At 49.1% G+C, this 16,063-nt stretch carries 14 protein-coding genes and 1 pseudogene; 11 read left to right on the top strand and 4 right to left on the bottom strand.

Translation table 11 applies throughout. The features are described 5' to 3' along the window. Window positions 1-57: 57 nt before the first annotated feature. From ACTQ1N_RS04065 to ACTQ1N_RS04035, 7 genes and pseudogenes are all read left to right on the top strand, one after another. Window positions 58-1,740 (top strand): GspE/PulE family protein, encoded by a 1,683-nt coding sequence (locus tag ACTQ1N_RS04065; protein WP_441954876.1) that lies wholly within the window; start codon window positions 58-60, stop codon window positions 1,738-1,740. Window positions 1,741-1,885: 145 nt separating this feature from the next. After that, window positions 1,886-2,938: a type IV pilus twitching motility protein PilT gene (locus ACTQ1N_RS04060; protein WP_441954874.1), complete on the top strand. Its 1,053-nt coding sequence runs from the start codon at window positions 1,886-1,888 to the stop codon at window positions 2,936-2,938. An 81-nt stretch (window positions 2,939-3,019) separates the two neighbouring features. Beyond that, window positions 3,020-4,225, top strand: coding sequence for a type II secretion system F family protein (locus ACTQ1N_RS04055; RefSeq protein WP_441954872.1), 1,206 nt, complete (start codon window positions 3,020-3,022; stop codon window positions 4,223-4,225). Window positions 4,226-4,418: 193 nt separating this feature from the next. Further along, complete coding sequence (locus ACTQ1N_RS04050) at window positions 4,419-4,847, top strand: type IV pilin protein (protein ID WP_441954870.1); 429 nt, start codon at window positions 4,419-4,421, stop codon at window positions 4,845-4,847. Window positions 4,848-5,221: 374 nt separating this feature from the next. Then, window positions 5,222-5,752 carry a DUF4339 domain-containing protein gene (locus ACTQ1N_RS04045; RefSeq protein ID WP_441954868.1) on the top strand — a complete coding sequence of 177 codons (531 nt, stop codon included), beginning with the start codon at window positions 5,222-5,224 and terminating at the stop codon, window positions 5,750-5,752. Window positions 5,753-5,788: 36 nt separating this feature from the next. Further along, the gene (locus ACTQ1N_RS04040) at window positions 5,789-6,331 is read left to right on the top strand and encodes a pilin (protein ID WP_441954866.1); all 543 of its coding nucleotides are present in this window, start codon (window positions 5,789-5,791) and stop codon (window positions 6,329-6,331) included. 15 nt (window positions 6,332-6,346) lie between these two features. Then, a pseudogene (locus ACTQ1N_RS04035) lies at window positions 6,347-6,442 on the top strand (prepilin-type N-terminal cleavage/methylation domain-containing protein); the annotation flags it as partial. Window positions 6,443-6,946: 504 nt separating this feature from the next. Here ACTQ1N_RS04035 and ACTQ1N_RS04030 read toward each other — a convergent pair. Together ACTQ1N_RS04030 and istA are read right to left on the bottom strand one after the other, a co-directional pair. Next, window positions 6,947-7,687, bottom strand: coding sequence for an ATP-binding protein (locus ACTQ1N_RS04030; RefSeq protein WP_441954864.1), 741 nt, complete (start codon window positions 7,685-7,687; stop codon window positions 6,947-6,949). Next, window positions 7,674-9,293, bottom strand: a complete 1,620-nt coding sequence (gene istA / locus ACTQ1N_RS04025; RefSeq protein ID WP_441954862.1) for an IS21 family transposase — start codon at window positions 9,291-9,293, stop codon at window positions 7,674-7,676. Before istA ends, ACTQ1N_RS04030 begins: the two co-directional genes overlap by 14 nt. A 285-nt stretch (window positions 9,294-9,578) precedes the next feature. Here istA and ACTQ1N_RS04020 point away from each other — a divergent pair, with 285 nt between their 5' ends. Both ACTQ1N_RS04020 and ACTQ1N_RS04015 read left to right on the top strand, forming a co-directional pair. Further along, window positions 9,579-10,115 carry a type IV pilin protein gene (locus ACTQ1N_RS04020; protein ID WP_441955052.1) on the top strand — a complete coding sequence of 179 codons (537 nt, stop codon included), beginning with the start codon at window positions 9,579-9,581 and terminating at the stop codon, window positions 10,113-10,115. A gap of 292 nt (window positions 10,116-10,407) precedes the next feature. Beyond that, entirely contained in the window at window positions 10,408-10,596 is a 189-nt protein-coding gene (locus tag ACTQ1N_RS04015; protein ID WP_279198699.1) for a SymE family type I addiction module toxin, read from the top strand. 44 nt (window positions 10,597-10,640) lie between these two features. Here the strand turns inward: ACTQ1N_RS04015 and ACTQ1N_RS04010 are convergent, their stop codons facing one another. Both ACTQ1N_RS04010 and ACTQ1N_RS04005 read right to left on the bottom strand, forming a co-directional pair. Then, the gene (locus ACTQ1N_RS04010) at window positions 10,641-11,333 is read right to left on the bottom strand and encodes a hypothetical protein (RefSeq protein ID WP_441954860.1); all 693 of its coding nucleotides are present in this window, start codon (window positions 11,331-11,333) and stop codon (window positions 10,641-10,643) included. A gap of 462 nt (window positions 11,334-11,795) precedes the next feature. Then, a complete protein-coding gene (locus ACTQ1N_RS04005) occupies window positions 11,796-12,005 on the bottom strand; it encodes a hypothetical protein (RefSeq protein WP_441954858.1) in 210 nt (69 codons plus the stop codon). A 268-nt stretch (window positions 12,006-12,273) separates the two neighbouring features. Here ACTQ1N_RS04005 and ACTQ1N_RS04000 point away from each other — a divergent pair, with 268 nt between their 5' ends. Beyond that, complete coding sequence (locus tag ACTQ1N_RS04000; protein ID WP_441954856.1) at window positions 12,274-12,855, top strand: hypothetical protein; 582 nt, start codon at window positions 12,274-12,276, stop codon at window positions 12,853-12,855. Window positions 12,856-12,867: 12 nt separating this feature from the next. Beyond that, a complete protein-coding gene (locus ACTQ1N_RS03995; protein WP_441954854.1) occupies window positions 12,868-16,059 on the top strand; it encodes a type I restriction endonuclease subunit R in 3,192 nt (1,063 codons plus the stop codon). Window positions 16,060-16,063: the final 4 nt, after the last annotated feature.

Below are 16,063 nucleotides of genomic sequence, written 5' to 3'. Positions count from 1 at the left end.
GCGGTCTTTCTTGCAGCAGTCATTTGGCAGTATTCGACAAAAACAAAAGGAACTTACATGAAGAGATTACGACTTGGTGACATGCTTATATCGATGGGGCTTCTGACGGAGAGCCAGCTTTCGCAGGCGCTGGCGATCCAGAAGGAGAAGCACAAAAGACTCGGCGAGGTGCTGATCGACGAGGGCTACATCACGGAAGCCCAGCTGATCAACGCGCTGAAGGTGCAGCTCGGCATCGACTTCATCGACCTGACAAAGACGGAGATCGACCCGGAGATGACGAAGTACATCCCGAAGGCGCTCGCGAAGGAGCAGCAGATCGTCCCGGTGCGGGTGGTGAAGGATTCGTTGTTCCTGGCGATGGCCGACCCGCTGAATTTCTACGCGATTGAGCAGGCGAAGGATGTCTCGCGCAAGCGTATCATCCCGATGCTGGCGACCCAGCAGGCGGTCAGCCGTGCGATCAACATCCTCTACGAGAACATGTCTGCCAATGAAGCCATGGCGCAGATGCGTGCAGAGGCGGGTCTTTCAGAGGATACCGTCCAGGCGGAGGCGGAGGAGGCTGCCGAGCAGGGGCCGACCATCCGGCTGGTGAACTCGATCTTCGAACGCGCATACCTGGAAAACTGCTCGGACATCCATTTTGAGCCGACGGACACGGACATGGTCATCCGGATGCGGGTCGATGGCCTGCTGCACAAGATCATGACCATCCCGGGCGACATCAAGGATTCCGTGATCTCGCGCATCAAGGTCATGGCGCGCATGGACATCGTCGAGCGGCGGGTCCCGCAGGACGGCCGCATCGCGACCAGACTCAAGGGCCGCGATATCGAGATGCGTGTCAACACGATTCCGACGATCTACGGCGAGAAGGTCTGTATCCGTATCCTCGGCAAGAATGAGAAAATGCTGACCCGAGAGGGGATCGGCATGATCTTCGATTCCGACAACCGGAAGGTCGACAAGCTTCTGGCAAATACAAGCGGCGTCATCATGATCGTAGGTCCGACCGGGAGCGGCAAGACCTCGACCATGTTTACGATCATCAAGGAGCTGTTGAATGAACATGTAAACCTGATTACGCTGGAGGACCCGGTTGAGTTCAATATCCCGGGGGCGACCCAGGTCCAGATCAATGAAAAAGTGGGCCTGACCTTCGCAGAAGGTCTCCGAGCAATCCTGCGCCAGGATCCGGATATCATCTGCGTCGGCGAGATCCGCGACGGTGAGACCGCCGAGATCGCGATGCGCGCGGCGCTGACCGGCCACCTGGTCATCACGACCATCCACACTGAGGACGCCGTGACCGCCATCGACCGCCTGAAGGATATGGGCGTGGAACCCTACCTGATTGCGGCAGGGCTTCGGGGCATCATATCCCAGCGGCTGCTGAGACGAATCTGTCCGGACTGCAAGACAGCCTACACGCCGGATCCGAAGTACCTCGAGATCTCGCAGCTGAAGCAGTACGATGGGCGCGTGTACTACCATGGGACAGGCTGTGAGAAATGTTTCAATACCGGCTACAAGGGGCGGATTGGCGTATTTGAGATTCTGACCATGAACGACGCACTCAGACGCAGCATCGTCAGTGGAGCAGATTCAACTGCATTCCGTGAGCTCTGTCAGAAGTCGGAGGACTATGTGTCCATGAGCGAGAACGCTGACCAGCTCGTCGAAAAGGGCATTACGACGGTCGAGGAAGTGTGCAGGACCATCCTGGTGACAGACTGATACAGGCTGGCAGACAAACGTCAGCCTGCAGAGCAGCGCTGTATAGGCCTTGGGCATGAAAGACATGCACAGGTTGTGGACACAGCTGGTACTGCGTTTGTCATGGCATGGAAGGTTATAGCAACTGACTGGGAAGGAACCAGATATGCTGAATGTTGAGGAAATCGTGGCGAGAGGCGCCCAGGGCGGCGTTTCCGACATCCATATTGTGAAGGGCATACCGGTGAAAGGCAGGCTGGACGGGCGGTTTGTGGATCTGACCGACCAGCCGCTCACCGATGAGGACTGCCTGGCCATCGCCCGACAGCTGGAGGAAGGCGGGCAGGAGCATCTCGGCAAGATCGGACAGCTCGACCTTGCGCGGACCATCGCCGGCTCTCGCGTTCGTATCAATTTGTATCGTCAGCGGGGCCACATCAGCGCGGCGCTCCGAATCCTGAGTGACCATATCCCGGATCTGCGCTCGCTTGGACTTCCGCCCGCCGCACTGACATTTCCGACATACCGGAAGGGCATCGTCCTGGTTACCGGCGAGACCGGTTCCGGCAAGTCTACAACGCTGGCGGCTATCCTTGACGAGATCAACCATACCCGGCAGGAGCACATCATCACGCTCGAAGATCCGGTTGAATACATCTATAAGATGGACAAATGCATCATCAATCAGCGCGAAATCGGCACCGATACCGAGAGCTACGAGGCAGGCCTTCGCGCGATTCTGCGTGAAGACCCGGACGTCATCCTGATCGGCGAAATGCGTGACCACGCCTCTATGGAAACGGCGATGACGGCCGCCGAGACCGGGCATCTCGTGTTCGCCACGCTGCATACGAACTCCGCACCCGATTCCATCGACAGAATCGTCGATACATTTCCGGCGGAGCGGCAGCAGCAGATTCGAATGCAACTCTCTGTCACGCTCAAGGCCATCCTGTCGCAGCAGCTGCTTATCCGGAAAGGAGGCAAAGGACGTATCGTTGCATGTGAATGCATGATCAATACCCCTGCAATTGCCAACCTGATCCGTGAGAACAAGACCCCGCAGATGTACTCCAGCATGCTTTCCTCTGCAAACCTGGGATCCATCACGATGGACAACTGTCTGCTTCGCATGGTCGCGGAGGGCTCCATCGACTCGAAGACCGCGCTGGAAGCCGCAAATGACAAAGCCTACCTTCAAAAGAAGCTGATGTTTTAACAAGGCGGACCAGCAATCCAGGAGGAGCTTCAGTGCGTGGCATTGGAGCAGGTCTTCGGGATAAAATAAGGAGTTGAGAATATGGCAACATATCAATATAAGGCGCGCACCCCAGAGGGCATGGCCGTCAAGGGTGTCGTGCAGGCTGCGACCGTCCTGGAAGCCGCCAACAAAGTCCGTCAGACAGCGCCGGTTATCGAGAGCATCTCTGAGGTGAAGGATAGCAAGAGCATCCTAAATGCAGAAATCGGGAGCCGCCTGAATATCAAGAATTTGTCTGTCATGTGCAAACAGATCTCCATCACGCTCAGGTCCGGCATCCAGCTTGCAAGATGCCTGGAAATGATCGGCCAGCAGACGGAGGACAAGTTGCTGCGCCGGATGCTCCTGGCCTGCGCCGAGGACGTTTCCAGCGGCAGTGCCCTTTCGACCAGCATGGTGCGGAACTGCCCGAAGCTTCCGGTCACCTTCATTGAAACCATCAAGGCCGGGGAGGAGTCTGGAAATATCGATAAATCCTTCGAGGAAATGGCTGTCTACTACGAAAGGCAGTACAAGACCATGAACAAAATCAAGTCCGCCCTGCGCTACCCGGCCTTTGTTGTTGCGATCGCCATTATCGTTCTGATCGTTGTTATGACGATGGTTGTGCCATCACTGACAAAAACATTTGATGAACTCGGAGGAGAACTCCCGATCATCACCCTGATCCTGATCAATATATCCCGCTTCTTCGGAAAATACTGGGCACTGATCGGTGTTATTATTGTCGGTTTTATTGTCTTCATCTGTCTCTATAACAAGACACCGAAGGGCGCCATCATCCACGGCAAATTTCAGCTTCGTGCACCGATTATCGGTAAACTACACCGCCTGAATGCAGCGGCACAGTTCGCCAATACCATGAGCATCCTGCTCAAATCCGGCCTGACTGTTGACCGCGCTGTCGACATTACAGCGAAAACAATCGACAATGCCGTCCTTTCTAACCAGATCAGCGATATGACCGGCCGCATCGAGGAAGGACGCCCGCTCGGCGAATGTATCCGGAAAGTCGACGGCCTGCCTGACACCCTTAAGGAAATGTGCGCGATCGGGGAGGAGACAGGTGACCTCGACAACACCCTCGAAGTCATCGGCGATTTCTACACAAGCGAATCAGACACCGCCACAAAGGACATGCTCGCCCGTCTCGAACCTGCGATGCTCGTTTTCCTAGCCATCTTCGCCGGTTTTATCGTCATCGCTATCTATATGCCAATGTTTACAATGTACAATATGATGTAAAGTGCCTGAAAAAGGAAACTCACGATCTTGTATAACCCGTCGAAACACCCAACAAAGATTGGCTATTTTCCGGCATTTCAAAGCTTGATTTAACCTCTCGCATGGTATAAAGTATCATTTAAGTGGGGTTGATATAAAACAACCCAAGTAGCTATTTTCATCCTATATAACATAGTGAGAAGGAGAGATTTCAATGTTAAAAAGAATGAGAAAAAACAAAAAAGGCTTCACTCTTGCTGAGCTGCTGATTGTTGTAGCAATCATCGGCGTTCTGGTGGCGATCTCGATTCCGATCTTTACAGCACAGCTCGAGAAGGCTAGGAGAGCTACAAACCAAGCAAACGCAAGAGCTGCGTACGCAGCAGCCTCAGCAGAATATCTGGAGGATGATACAGTAAAGGGCGGAACTTACGATGTTGAGAAGGGTACTTTCACAGTTAATAATAATACTACAGATGTAGCAGCGATAGATTACGGAGCATCGGCAACCGGAGCTATTAAGCAATTTAACGTAACCATTTCTGCTAATGGAGTGAAAGTAACACCTCAGGATAACGGTACTAATGCTTCGTATAATAAAGATGGGTCAAGTACAGGATCTGGTAGTGGTACTGGTCATTAATAAATAATAGCTTAGCATTTTTGAACGCCCTCCGGAGCAATCTGGAGGGTTTCTTCATATCATAAGCTATTACGCGCGCCTGTCCATGCCCTCTGTGCCTACCTACACATTTGCGCGTAAATAGCCTGTTTTCCACAGATTTATGAACCTACGCGCATAATTCAAATTATTCCGCGCAATGGTTGAAGGTCAACTTCTTGACGTTCATCTATCTCTGGTCAGATCTTCCGCGAGAGCCTACACATTTGCGCGTAAATAGCCTATTTTCCACGGATTTATGAACCTGTGCGCGAATTGATTGCACAATAAGTCATTTTTCTGAACTGATTTTATTGACCGGTCTGTTTGACTGGGATTAAGGTAGTACTATGGGGATGCAAGAACGAGACTGGTACCAGCGAGACCAGAGGCAAAAAGAATATAGGACAGCTGGGCTGAAGTACCGGAACTCCCTCGGCTGGCATTACATGCTGAACGGACATGACTTCGGCCCATGTGACAAGGACAACATCTGCCGGTTGATGCGGGAGCATACGCTTAATGACAGCACCTTGGTGAAACAGGGATCGGGGTCTTGGACGCCGATCTCCAAGCTTCGAAAGGAGTTTCCGGAAGGCGGGTATATTTACTCGTCGAATAAGGCTGGAAAGAATTCGTCCGGTAAGAAATTCCCACTTAGTGTCTTTGGCTGTGTTCTTGCGATCGTATCGCTCATTGTCGGAGTGAAGGTGCATTATGATGTCGGCGGCATTATTTTTGGCATTGTGCTCAGCCTGTTAATGACGACAATTATCAAGGCGCAATGGAGAAAGAAAAGATCCTTCACAGCGGGAGCGTTGATTGCTGCAGTTGTACTGGTTATATATGGAGCATATCTTGGAGTGCTCATATCTGAGATGATTTGATTTTCTTGTCAACCAAAATGGAGGAGGTGATCGCAGGTGAAGAGAAAACAGAATAAAGGCTTCACACTGGCGGAGCTCCTTATCGTGGTTGCCATCATAGCTGTGCTTGTTGCCATCAGCATTCCGATCTTCAGCAAGCAGCTAAAGAAGGCGAGATTTGCAACTAATCAGGCAAATGCAAGAGCAGCTGTTTCCGCTTCAGTACAGTATTACTATGAAGCAGACGATAGTGAACTAGAGAAGGTAAGAAATGAGAAAATTATGGATGGCCGCATCTACCTGTTGTATGACTGTAAAACAGGGAAGATCGAAGACCTCGGCTATTCAAAGAGTGACCCAACTGCAATAAAGGGTGTTACATACAGACATAGTGCCGGTGGGATCCTTTCGGAAGAGCTATATAAGTATCATAGTGATGGTGGAAAGCGTAAACCTAGATTTAAACAGATATCTGAGTGGACTGTGGATGATGATCTCGAATATGGATCGACCTTCCTCTCAGATCGTGTCTATCCGTTCTGGGTCTGCTACATCGAGGCAGATGGCAGTTGTTCCGCAATCTTTGTGTGTTGGAATTGATTGAGCAAGAGGGGGATGTTTCAAGTGAAGGGCGAACAGAATAAACAGAATAGAAAAGGCTTCACCCTCGCGGAACTCCTCATCGTGGTCGCCATTATTACTGTGCTCGTGGCCATCAGTATTCCGATCTTCAGCAAGCAGCTGGAGAAGAGCAGACGAGCAGTAGATGTTGATAATTGCCGTACGCTTCGTTCTGCATTGGCGACATCGATGATTGACGGTACCATTCAAATAACGGATCCAAGAACAGCGATTGTCTTGATGCTCTATAACTACCAGAAGTCAACAAGTGGTAACAGAGTGGGCTTGTCTCCTTATCTCGATGGTGGCGTTTACCAGCTAAGCGCCAGTAACAACGGCTTACAAGCTGCTGATCGAACAAAAGTCAGCATCAATGGTTCAACAAATAAGATGGATATTGGCACGATGTGGAAAGCGGTTGCAAAACAGGCAGGGTTTGACATGAGCGCACTTAAGGAGATGCAGAAGAAAGTTAATAATTCATTCTGCGGCGTCATTATCTTCAGCTGCAATTTGCGGAGGGCATCGGCCACTGATGCGTTGACCAGCGGCCGCCTGGCGGATCAAAACGGCCGCCCTCCAGATAACCCTAATTCAGTTCTTCAGTTGGATCATCACGATATAATGCTTGGTGACCCTCTTGAGGATTGCGTCAGCAGATACTGCATCGTTCATGATCATGGCCTTCCATTTGTCTGGTTCCCTCTGGGAACAGACGACCGTGCTCCTTGACAACTCAATCCGCTTTTCCAGAACTTCCAGCAAGACTTTGATCTCCCTCTCATCGGTGACTGTATTCAGCAGGAAGTCGTCAATGATCAGAAGATGGAAATTCAAGATTTTCCTTATCCTGCGTTCGTATTTTGCGTAGTCTCTCTGCTTAAGTGTGACAAGCCCTGAAAGGAACTCATCGCAGCGGTTATAACTGACACGGTATTTTTCACATGCAGCTACTCCGATTGCTTTGGCTAGATACGTTTTTCCACTGTCTGATGCTCCCAGGATGCAGACATTCAGACCATCTTCAATAAACTTCAACGAAGATAGAATCCGAGGAGATCCTGCCGGTGTGTATTGCCTCGTACTGCTATCGGTACACTTTCTGATGTCGCAGGGTGTGCCGATCAGTTTTGCCGTCTTCATCCTGTTATTAAGCCTCTTGGACGTTTTGTCCTGGTATTCAGGAGCAAGGATATCCGAGATCAGGCTTAGCTTATCGCGGGTCAGATAATCTGGGGACCGGTAAATCTGGTCAAGTTTCCTGGCCATCAGCGGAAGTCCGATATCCTGCATCTGTGCTTCGATATCCAGAAGGAGTGCGTCACCTGTTGTCATCGGTACAGCCTCCTTCCTGTTTTATGAGATTCCTGCTTCTTGCCAGGAGTCTGTTCAAGTTCGAGGCTTCCGCGCTGCGTAGAAACGCACCCTGATTCTTTTCTTCGTTAATCCTGGCTGTGTCTGCGGTATCCATTGTTTCAGCAGCTACACCTGGAATAGAGTTCCGAATGAAGGTATAAGACACTCTTCCTGATTCGACTGCCTGGCGGCAGCATTCTTCCAGTGTTTTCTTGTTGTATTTCTTCGCATATCCAAGGATGCCGACGCACTGGCGGTAGGTCTGGACCTCGTATTTACGGCTGGACAGGACCCCCTCAATGACCTGGGAGGTATAAGGACCAACAGCAGCCGCCTTCTGCCTGAAATACGGCCCATTCCATTCCAGGGTACCCTTATATCCGGCAGGAAGATGATCCGGGTTTGTCTGCCAGAGACCCTTGCTGTGTGCTCTGGGCCATTCACAGAGTACTTCACCAGAGCGGGATGTTATCGTCACCGTACCTGTTGTAGCCATGATAAGGACAGATTTATGCGCGTACTTATACGGCACGCTATAATAAGCATTGTCAAAGCGTACGTGGAAGTCGCTGGATACCTTTGCCTCTTTCCTTTCCGTGTACTGGTACTGCACGGAGGGAAGGGGCAATAAAGTATTCTTTTCTTCCAGCCATCTGTCATGCCGGCTGTAATCCTTACCGGCAAGGGTCCGCCTGTTCAGCCTATCCAGCCGGATCCAAAGTTCTCTGTTAAAGTCCTCAATGCTGAAAAACTGCAGATCCTCCAATTCGTGGAAGAAACCCTTTTCGAGGATCCCGACGGAGTTCTCAACGGAACTTTTGTAGCGGGGACGTCTGACTTTTGCGGGCATGATTACAGTACCATTGTGTTCAGCCCATTCAGCGTAATCCTTATTGAGTTCAGGCTCGATCCAGTCCTTATTCGCTGTGACAGCCTGTTTGCAGTTGTCGCAGACTACCAGCGGGGTTACTCCGCCGAAGAACTCCAGCATGTGGTTGTTGACACAGATCCAGTCGGATTCCTTCGTGGACAGCATTCCCTCGGCATAGATGTACTGCGAGTATGGAAGGACTGATACAAACACAACAATCGTAAGGGCTTTTCCGGTGAGGCTGTCGATTACTTCGAAAGTCTTACCGGCAAAATCAACCTCAAGCTTTTCACCTGCCACTGCGTTTAAATGCAGTGATTCGCTGTGGCTCTGAATCCAGTCTGCGTATCTGGAACAGAACTGCCTGTAAGAATAGAACTTAGCCTCATCGGCGATACATTGATTCTTATATCTGCCCCAAAGAAAGATCAGTGTCATGTTCTTCCGGCCTGTCAGCTCTTTGTCAACAGAACTGTAATCCGGCATTACAAATCCAGAGTCAGCACAGACGGGATCAGTTTTTCCATAGACCTGACTGTAAATCCCGTAGTTGGTGATTCCTTTGGGAAGCGGATAAGAGAGTGTCTCACATGTCTCAAAAGCTTTCAGAAAGTCATTGACTCCTGATTTGCTTACGCCCAGGGTGTCAGCAATCTGACGTCCGGACATGTGCAGGGCGTATCGTTGGGTAATGATAGTTTTATAGTCGAGCATATCTGCCCTCCTTCATGAAGTATTTACCGCACAATCGCGGCATAACTCCATTATGAGGGTAGAAGTTCAGAGCATCAGGTGGGAAAGGGCTGGCCGCTCGCTCCGCATTGCGGCCGTTCAGCTCCGCAAAAGGGGCCGTTAGGCTTCGCTATTTGCACTTCAGCAGTGGAGCAAGTTATTACATTGAGGGTACAGATATAAAAAATCCTACATTTTACAGCTGGGATGATATAAATATGCCGTTGAGTACGATTACTCCGTGAAACATAAGGAAGGAGACGAACACTGATAAACAAGAATAGAAAAGGCTTCACCCTTGCAGAACTCCTTATCGTGGTCGCCATTATTGCTGTACTCGTAGCCATCAGCATTCCGATCTTCACCTCTCAGATGGAAAAGAGCAGGGAAGCAGTCGATCTTGCAAACCTCAGGCCCGCTTATGCAGCGGGATGTTATAAGCTGATGGATACTGACTTTGATTCAAAATCTAAGGATCAGACTTATATCTATGATCCGACTGATGGGAAACTGTTGACTTTTGCGGAGGCAAACAAGGTAACGAACAGCAATGCGCTCTTATGTGGTAAAGGGACTTCAATAGATGGGAGTGAAGATAATACCCAATCAATAACATGGAGTGGGACGGAATACACGGATTATAATAAAATTCCAAAGCCGGATCCCGGCCAGAAAGATAATTTTTATTCAGCCGGAAGCAAAGGAATGCTTTACGACCCGAAAGAAGATGTAAAGGGGAAGGCAATTGCTGTATTCATCTATCCAAGTAGCAATTCGGTTATAGCCTATTTTTATTGCGGTTGAATAGAAACATGATGAATGCGTTATCCCAATATCGGTGCTTATGCATCAATTTTCACACATAATCACGACAGGCATCACGCTTCGGAACATCCACCGGGGTATGACGCCTGTCTTCTTTATTTTTCTGAGGAGATCATCTCTTTCCGGCATATATAAAAGTACCGGACAGAAATAGTGCTTGCGCTCACTCTCATCCTTTGGTACGGTAGACACATCTTCCGGTAATCCATGCCGGACACATTTCTCACATCTTTGTACCGCTCGGTACACGATCATCCCAAGGAGGACTACAATGAAAGAAGAACGCACGCTCACCGTCGGGACACGAACCAAGACTACCTATCATGGACTGCAATCCAGATACCATGAGTATCCGCAGATCAACCTGACTGGCAAATGGCTGGAAGAGCTTGGCATCCAAGCTGGTGACAAGGTGAAGGTCCAGTGTAAGGACGGGCAGATCGCCATCACGAAGGTATGAAAAGAGGGCGGTACAGGTGTGATGCTGTACCGCCCTCGGTGCTATTAGTCTGCGTTGAACTTCTTCCAGAGTCTTCTGATCCGTTTGATGTCGGAATACAAGGTATTCTTGTTGATACCGAGCATAGCCGCAATCTTCTTTGCCTTGTAGCCCATATCAAGAAGAACTGCGATCTTCGGGAGCTTAGGTTCGATGCCCTTCAGATAGTCGAGGAACTGCTCTCTCATGACATGGCCAATGGCAGTTTCGCTGGTCGAGTCGAACCCGTTGTGCACGAGCCAATCAATGTTACCCGCGACGGTATCGAGAGGGATCGGGGCGCAAAGCTCCATCTTCTTTCCAGCATTCGGGCAGCCCTTGCAGGATGCCTTCGGGCAACGCATCGGGACACCGTTCTGGCCGGTGACCATGCACTTGCACTCGCGCTCATGCTTCTTCACCTCGCGCCATTCAGGCCGCATAAACTTGTAATACATATCCTTCTTGACAGGAAACATGTAGCTGCGCTCGACCTTGCTGCCCTTATGCCAGGTTGTGATCAGCCTCGGGTCCAGAGACTGGAAATGCCAGCTCATCATTGTCTCGACGCTGACAGGAAACAGCAGATAGCCTTTAGGTGCCCTGCGGATCACTTTCCCGTTTGAAAGTGTCTCGAGAGTAACACTGCTATACGGCTTGCCCTCGGGAGTGTTGATTGTTACGATTTCGGTTTTAACAATAGTTACGTTCTTTTCCATGATGTTCGCCTCTTTTGGTGGTGGGGTGAACACGATGGAGCGACCGCAATTTATGTACTTTTTTCATTTTTGCCACCCATCGGGATTCACCCGATTTTCGATAACGGTGGCTAGGCCAGCACACGAAGCTAAGCCCGGGTCGTCAGTAATCTGCTCCGCCTGACGTGTGCTCCGCCTATCTGCAGTAGGACGGGACAATTGGAGCAGTGGTGCAGCCTTCGACGCGACCCATTTAACCGAAGGCCTATAAGTGGTTTGATTTCTTGATATAGACGACGGGCATGAGGTCCGTTTCCGGAATCGGGCCAAAGCCTTGTTCGTCCACAACAAAAAGCCACTTTGATGCATTGATTACAGAGAGAGACAGCCGGGAGAACCCCGGTCTGTCAGCTGGTCTGCAACATAGCGCATCAAAGTGGCTTACTTGCGAGTATCACAACAATATTCAGTTTTTAGAAGAAATCAGGCGGCTTCACCGATCTGAATTTCGATTTCCCGCTTGCCATTGGCGGGGCATTTCTGTCTCACACTCAGGGCTTCGTGCAGTGGCTTTGAGGTCGTCACCACATGACAGCTTTTATGAAGCGGGCACTGCTTTCCTGAATAGGGACAGTGGTAAACGATTCCCTTTGACGTGTTTGACGGGCTTTCTCTAACAGTCGATCTTTTCATTGGCATACCTCATTTTGAAGTTTTCGAAAATTACAGATATCATCTACACTCTAAATATACTGCCGACACACATTGGTGTCAATAGGAAAGTGTAAATTATTAAATGTAATTTAGCAGAACTCCAAAACCGACAACGACTTGGCGATGCGGATGCCAGAATGCAGACCGTAATTGTACCAAATTACAACAAAGACTTTATAGCGGCAGATATTTAAGTTATAATGGGATCTGGAAAATAAGAGATTTAAAGGAGTATGAGGTAGAGACCATGCGTAAAACTGAGCCAATCGAGATGCAGAAGCTGGTTTCCATCAAAGCCGGTGTTGCGCAGCATCGAATAAATGTCAGCAGAGATGATAAGGCTCCTACATATTATTACTACACAGCAGATGACATCCTGACAGACCTTGCAGGTGCTGAGTCCGACCCGGATCTATCCAAAGTAACCCAGGTGAGGACCATGGACGACATGGAGCCGATAAAAGAAGGGGATCTTGTTTTTAGCCTGATCACCAGAAAGGCAGCAATCGTATCAGAGCAGCATTCAGGATTCCTGATCACACAGAACTTCGTGACTCTTATACCGGATGAAAGCATAGATAAAAAATATCTTCTTTTTCTACTCAACGAGACGGGGGTTCTCGAAAAGCACGTCCTTGGAGCTAAGAAGATCGCCATTTCACAGCTTATGACTTTACCGTTGTCCGGATTGCCGGATATAAGAAAACAGCGTGAGATCGGGGATATTTATCTTAAACAGAAACACCTCACTTACCTGCGATCACAGATCTTGGTATTAAGAGAGCAGTATGTATTGGAAAAGCTTAGACAAAAAATAGACAAAGAATGACAGAGGTAATAAATGGCTGGAGAGCTGGATTTTGAGGACAAGCTAATAGAAGCTTTGTCGACGGGCGAAATCGGAGAGTCCGACGAGACCCATGTGACAAAAACAAAGCTGTGGGAATACAGAAAGGATATCAAGACCACCGATCAGTTATGGGAAAACTTTGCTGATATCCTTTACAGGAACAATCAGGACAAGCTGGACAGGCCGTTGAGCTTCACCGAATTTGCTCAGGTAAAGAAGATCATTGAAAACCTGTCAACACCATATCAGGCCGGGCAATTTTTATATGGTTACAACGGAGTGTCTCAGGTGGAGGTAGATCTGGATGATGGCAGGCATGTTTTCCTGACCGTTTTCGATCAAGACCAGATTGGCGCTGGGAATACTGTCTATCAGGTTGTCAATCAGATACAGCGTCAGGCAAAGATCATCGGAAAGCCAAGTCGACGATTTGATGTAACCCTGCTTATCAACGGACTTCCCATCATTCAGATCGAATTGAAAGCCGAGAACATAGACGTGAATACGGCTTTGAATCAGATGCACCAGTACATAGCTGAGCGGCAGTATACCGACATCTTTTCTACGCTACAGATCCTTGTTGCCATGACACCTTACAGCTGCAAGTACATGGCAAATACTACATCAGACCACTTCAACAAGGATTTTGCCTTCAACTGGCAGAAAAATGACAGACAGCATACCCGCATCAATAAATGGCGGGAGTTTGCGGACTACTTTCTATCCATTCCAGCCGCTCATCGGATGTCCACAACCTATATGATCCTTGACGGCACCCGAAATGAAGAGTGCCTTAGAGTCATGCGTCCTTATCAGGTTTATGCCACCGAGGCCGTGCTGAATGAAATCAAGAAGAAAGCACCCGGCGATATGGGAGTAGAGAAGCTTGGATATATCTGGCATACAACCGGATCCGGAAAAACCATCACGAGCTTTAAGACCGCGTGGCTCGCAAGCAGGCTGCCCGGAGTAGACAAGGTGGTATTTCTTGTCGACCGAAAGCAGCTGACTCGGCACACCTTCGAGAAGTATCGTGCCTACGATCCGGAGTACAGCAATGACGATGACATCGGCAGGGTGACGAACACAAAGAATACTGGTGAGCTCACTACCAGACTGAAGTCGAAGAGAAATGATATTATCATCACATCCACTCAGAAACTGGAGCGGCTGGCGAGCAGAAAGGGCTTTAAGGCACCAGATCGCAACTTTATCTTTATTGTCGATGAGGCTCACAGATCTACCGGAACTAAGAAGTTTGCCACAATACAGAAGAAGTTCCCGCACTCCGGTTGGATAGGTTACACGGGCACGCCGTCATTTGATGACGGTCCAGATCATCTAAAGACCCGCGATATTTTTGGGGAGTGCCTTCACTCATATACGATTCGGGACGCTATAGCCGACAAGAACGTGCTTGGATTTAAGGTGGACTTTGAAGAGACCGTCCCAAAGAAGGAATTTTATGAGAAAGCACTGCCGGATTTCTACCGTAAACAATACCCTGATTGGTCAGAAGAGAAGATACAAGACAAGATTAATAATATGACCGATGAGGAGATGGACGACGAGCTGTCTACAAAGGAGACTATTTTTGATAACAACCCTAAGCACGTCAAAGCCATCGTGGAGGACATTTATAAGAACTGGGAGAACCGCTCCAATGAAGGAAAATATAATGCTTTGCTTACCACACACGTTGGTGGCGGCAAGTCCAGCATTCACATGGCTCTCATGTATTATGATGAATTTCGCAGGGTAAATGCGGAGCACGCCAAGACAAACGGCCTCGTGCTCAAAGTCGGGATCACCTTCTCGTCAGATGAGAGCAATGGAGATGACATGGTGGAGAATAACGATTCTCTGTCACGAGTCATAGATGACTACAATAAGGAATTCGGGACAGCCTTCTCGATGGAAACCGTCGATGGCTATCGGGAAGATTTGGTATCAAGACTGGATAGAAGCGCCGATGATAAACAATTCTTGGACATCGTTATTGTTGTAAACCAGCTGTTGACAGGCTTTGATGCACCAGAACTCAATACCTTGTATGTAGATCGAACACTGAGAGGAGCCAGTCTGATTCAGGCATATTCCAGAACAAACCGTATCCACAATATGCAGGATAAGCCATGGGGACAGGTGGTCAATTATCGGTGGCCTAAACTTTCAGAAGCTCTGATGAATGATGCTCTGCAGAAATATTCCTGCTTGGAAAATGCGGATCAGCAGCCTCCGGAAAATCGTCCGGGTAACGACGGAACGGAAGATATCCTTGCAAAGCCATACAAAGAGTTGCTGCAGGAAACAAAGGAACTCACGGAGGAGCTGCGCAAGATGACCAGTGACTTCACCCGCATCCCGCCAGACAGCGATCAGCAGCAGAAGATGGTCGCAACTCTGAGAAAATATAATGCAAATCTGTCAAAGCTGAAACAGTATCCGTTCAAGGAGAACGAGGACGGAACAACGGAAGGATATGATTACAATAACCCTGACGCTCTGATACATGATCTCGGAATGACGGAAGATGAGAGCAAGATCCTGTCCACCACGCTGACAAATGAACTGAAACATGCTGTTGCCAAGCAGGAAAAAGTGTCGCCATCGGATATTGATCTCACAGTGGTTCACCTGAAAGACGTTTATGTAGATTACGGGTATTTGACAGAACTGGTCGAAAAACTCATGAACGAGGTTCATGACGAGGAAATGGAAAAAGCCCAAGAGACCAGAGAAGCTATACATAAGTTTGCCGATGGACTGGAGAGTCCGGAATTTTCGAAGACAGTCAAAAAGGCTGCGGATGCAATCTATGATAGGCTCTATCCGACACCTGAGTCCCGCATGCAATATCCATATAAGGGCTTTGATGTTAAGAAAGTGGTTGAAGATGCTAAGAGTGAGTTGATAGGTAGGCAGATAGAAGATTTCCGGAGCAAGTGGGGAATCGCCGATGTCATCAGTGAGGACGAGTTCTTGAGTCTTATAGATAGCCATCAATATGGTGAGCAGGACCTTGATGATTCTGGACAGATGAGCGATCTGGTCTATAAGGGCTCCTTGCGGTACACAGAGACCGCCATGGATCCCGAGGTTAAGGATCTGCGGAGACTCAGATACAGAAACGCTCTGCGGAATGCAGTATACGAAATCGCAGATAAGCTCGTGCAGGAGTAAATGA

Origin of the sequence: Porcincola sp. LCP21S3_C12 (assembly GCF_052118625.1) — a bacterium.
Lineage (GTDB): Bacteria > Bacillota > Clostridia > Lachnospirales > Lachnospiraceae > Porcincola.
Note: the sequence above shows the minus strand (reverse complement) of the source record. Positions and strands in the feature narration are given on the sequence as shown.

Coding starts and splice junctions, on each gene's coding strand:
- ACTQ1N_RS04060 (WP_441954874.1), top strand. CDS start 1,886: ATGCTGAATGTTGAGGAAATCGTGGCGAGAGGCGCCCAGGGCGGCGTT.
- ACTQ1N_RS04005 (WP_441954858.1), bottom strand. CDS start 12,005: ATGAAAAGATCGACTGTTAGAGAAAGCCCGTCAAACACGTCAAAGGGA.
- ACTQ1N_RS04030 (WP_441954864.1), bottom strand. CDS start 7,687: ATGACAACAGGTGACGCACTCCTTCTGGATATCGAAGCACAGATGCAG.
- ACTQ1N_RS04055 (WP_441954872.1), top strand. CDS start 3,020: ATGGCAACATATCAATATAAGGCGCGCACCCCAGAGGGCATGGCCGTC.
- ACTQ1N_RS04065 (WP_441954876.1), top strand. CDS start 58: ATGAAGAGATTACGACTTGGTGACATGCTTATATCGATGGGGCTTCTG.
- ACTQ1N_RS04010 (WP_441954860.1), bottom strand. CDS start 11,333: ATGGAAAAGAACGTAACTATTGTTAAAACCGAAATCGTAACAATCAAC.
- ACTQ1N_RS03995 (WP_441954854.1), top strand. CDS start 12,868: ATGGCTGGAGAGCTGGATTTTGAGGACAAGCTAATAGAAGCTTTGTCG.
- ACTQ1N_RS04000 (WP_441954856.1), top strand. CDS start 12,274: ATGCGTAAAACTGAGCCAATCGAGATGCAGAAGCTGGTTTCCATCAAA.
- ACTQ1N_RS04045 (WP_441954868.1), top strand. CDS start 5,222: ATGCAAGAACGAGACTGGTACCAGCGAGACCAGAGGCAAAAAGAATAT.
- istA (WP_441954862.1), bottom strand. CDS start 9,293: ATGCTCGACTATAAAACTATCATTACCCAACGATACGCCCTGCACATG.
- ACTQ1N_RS04050 (WP_441954870.1), top strand. CDS start 4,419: ATGTTAAAAAGAATGAGAAAAAACAAAAAAGGCTTCACTCTTGCTGAG.
- ACTQ1N_RS04015 (WP_279198699.1), top strand. CDS start 10,408: ATGAAAGAAGAACGCACGCTCACCGTCGGGACACGAACCAAGACTACC.